Source organism: Acidimicrobiales bacterium (genome assembly GCA_036273495.1).
Taxonomy (GTDB): domain Bacteria; phylum Actinomycetota; class Acidimicrobiia; order Acidimicrobiales; family JAJPHE01; genus DASSEU01.
The window spans coordinates 1-2,116 of the sequence record DASUHN010000128.1 but is presented as its reverse complement, the minus strand read 5'-3'; the positions used below and the strand labels follow the sequence as shown (position 1 = coordinate 2,116).

Here is a 2,116-nt window from a genome sequence, read left to right as displayed (position 1 = left end):
TCTTCCACTACGGCCAGCACACCGTGGCCGAGGCCAAGCGCTACCTGGCCGACCGGGGCGTGGAGGTCAGGCCAGCGCCCTGAGCCAGCCGAGGACGATCTCGGCCACCTTGTCCGTGCGCCCCACGAAGAAGTGGTCGGCGCCCTCCACCACCTCGACCGTCGTGGCCGGCCACCCGGCGAGGATGGTGGCCGCCTCGGCGGGGTCCCGGAACTGGTCGTGGCGGGCCAGCACCACTCCCTTGGGGCGGGGATCGGTGGGGGCCACCATGTCGGCGGGGTCGACGATGCGCAACGGAGGCGCCACCGGCGCCCAGCCCGCCACCCGCTCGTCCCCGACCGCCAGCGACGTGTCGGCCCCGAACGACCACCCCGACAGGACCAGCGGGAGGCCCTCGGTGATCGGGGCCAGGGCGTCGATGCCGGCGACCACGTCGCGGCGCTCTCCGACTCCGTCCCCGTGCACCCCCTCCGACCCCTCGACGCCCCGGAAGTTGAAGCGCAGGGCGGCCACGCCGGCGGCGGGCAGGGCCTCGAACAGGGAGCCGGTCACGATCGAGCGCATGTTGCCCCCGAACTGCGGATGCGGGTGGGCCAGCACGACCGCCGCCCACGGCTCCGGCGGCACGGAGAGCTCGGCCTCGAGGCGCAGCCCGTCGTCGGTCTCGAGGGATACCGGTTCGATGGGCACCGGTCGGCACGGTACCGTGCCGGGGGTGTCGAAGGGCCAGAAGCAGCCGATCACCATGCTGGCGGACCGGGTCCTGGTCCAGATCCCCCAGTCGGAAGGGGAGCGCAAGTCCCGTTCCGGCATCCTCATCCCCGCCACCGCGCAGGTGTCCAAGCGGCTGACCTGGGCCGAGGTGGTGGCCGTCGGGCCCCACGTCCGGACCATCAAGCCGGGGGACCAGGTCCTGTTCAGCCCCGAGGACCGCTACGAGGTCGAGGTCCAGGGGGACGACTACCTCCTCATGCGCGAGCGGGACATCCACGCCGTGGCCTCCGAGCGCATCGACAGCGGCACGGGGCTGTACCTGTGAGCGCCCCCGCCATCACGCCGATCCCCTACACCGAGGAGCAGCTGGCCCGGGTGGAGTTCAACGCCGACGGGCTGGTGCCGGCGGTTGTACAGGAGGCGGGCACCGGCACCGTGCTGATGTTCGCGTGGATGAACGAGGACGCCCTACGCCGCACCCTCGACACCGGGCGGAGCTGGTTCTGGAGCCGCAGCCGCCAGGAGTACTGGTGCAAGGGGGAGACGTCGGGGGACCGGCAGTACGTGCGCGAGGCGCGCTACGACTGCGACGGTGACGTGATCCTCCTCGTGGTCGAGCAGGAGGGGCGCGGCGCCTGCCATACCGGGAACCACACCTGCTTCTACCGGGCCTTCGGGACCGACGACGGGTCCGATGACGCTGCGTCCGGATAGGGAGTCGTTCCGCTCCCTCGCGCGCAGCCACACCGTCGTTCCGGTGTGGCGTGAGCTGGTGGCCGACATGCAGACGCCGGTGGCGGCCTTCGCCCGGCTGGCGGGGGAGGGACCCGGCTTCCTGCTCGAGTCGGTGGAGCACGGGGAGCGGTGGGCGCGGTTCTCGTTCGCGGGAAGGGGCCACTTCGCCCGGATGGTGGCCCGGGGGCGGCGGGTCGAGGTCGAGGGGCGCCTCCCCGACAGCGTCCCTCGCGACGAGGGCATCCTGGCCGCCGTCGAGGAGCTGCTGCGCCTCTACCGCAGCCCGGTGATCGACGAGCTGCCCCCGTTGCACAGCGGCCTGGTCGGCTACCTCGGCTACGACGTGGTGCGCGAGGTCGAGCGCCTCCCCTCCGTCCCGCCCGACGACGTGGGCGCGCCCGACGCCGTGCTGTCGGTGATCGGGCCCATGGCGGCGTTCGACCACTGGCGCCAGCGGGTGTTCCTGATCGACAACGTGGTGGTGGACCCGGCGTGGGGCCCGGCCGAGGTCGACGCCGCCTACGACGCCGCCGCCGCCGCCATCGACTCGATGGCCGCCGACCTGGGGCGGCCCCTGGCCGACGCGCCGGCCGAGCCGCCCGACCCGGCCGAGGGCCTGCCCGGGTTCCACCGGCGCGTCTCCCCCGAGGAGTACCAGGCCGCGGTG

At 73.5% G+C, this 2,116-nt stretch carries 4 protein-coding genes; 3 read left to right on the top strand and 1 reads right to left on the bottom strand.

What is annotated here, in order from left to right; genetic code table 11:
* Positions 1-66: 66 nt before the first annotated feature.
* Positions 67-690, bottom strand: a complete 624-nt coding sequence (locus VFW24_05555; GenBank protein HEX5266219.1) for a hypothetical protein — start codon at positions 688-690, stop codon at positions 67-69.
* A gap of 25 nt (positions 691-715) precedes the next feature.
* Between VFW24_05555 and VFW24_05550 the strand changes: the two genes are divergently transcribed.
* The 3 genes from VFW24_05550 to VFW24_05540 all read left to right on the top strand — a co-directional run.
* Positions 716-1,039 carry a co-chaperone GroES gene (locus VFW24_05550; protein ID HEX5266218.1) on the top strand — a complete coding sequence of 108 codons (324 nt, stop codon included), beginning with the start codon at positions 716-718 and terminating at the stop codon, positions 1,037-1,039.
* Entirely contained in the window at positions 1,036-1,428 is a 393-nt protein-coding gene (gene hisI / locus VFW24_05545) for a phosphoribosyl-AMP cyclohydrolase (protein HEX5266217.1), read from the top strand. Before VFW24_05550 ends, hisI begins: the two co-directional genes overlap by 4 nt.
* The coding region (locus tag VFW24_05540; protein HEX5266216.1) for an anthranilate synthase component I at positions 1,409-2,116 on the top strand (708 nt) is incomplete at its 3' end. The genes hisI and VFW24_05540, both read left to right, overlap by 20 nt.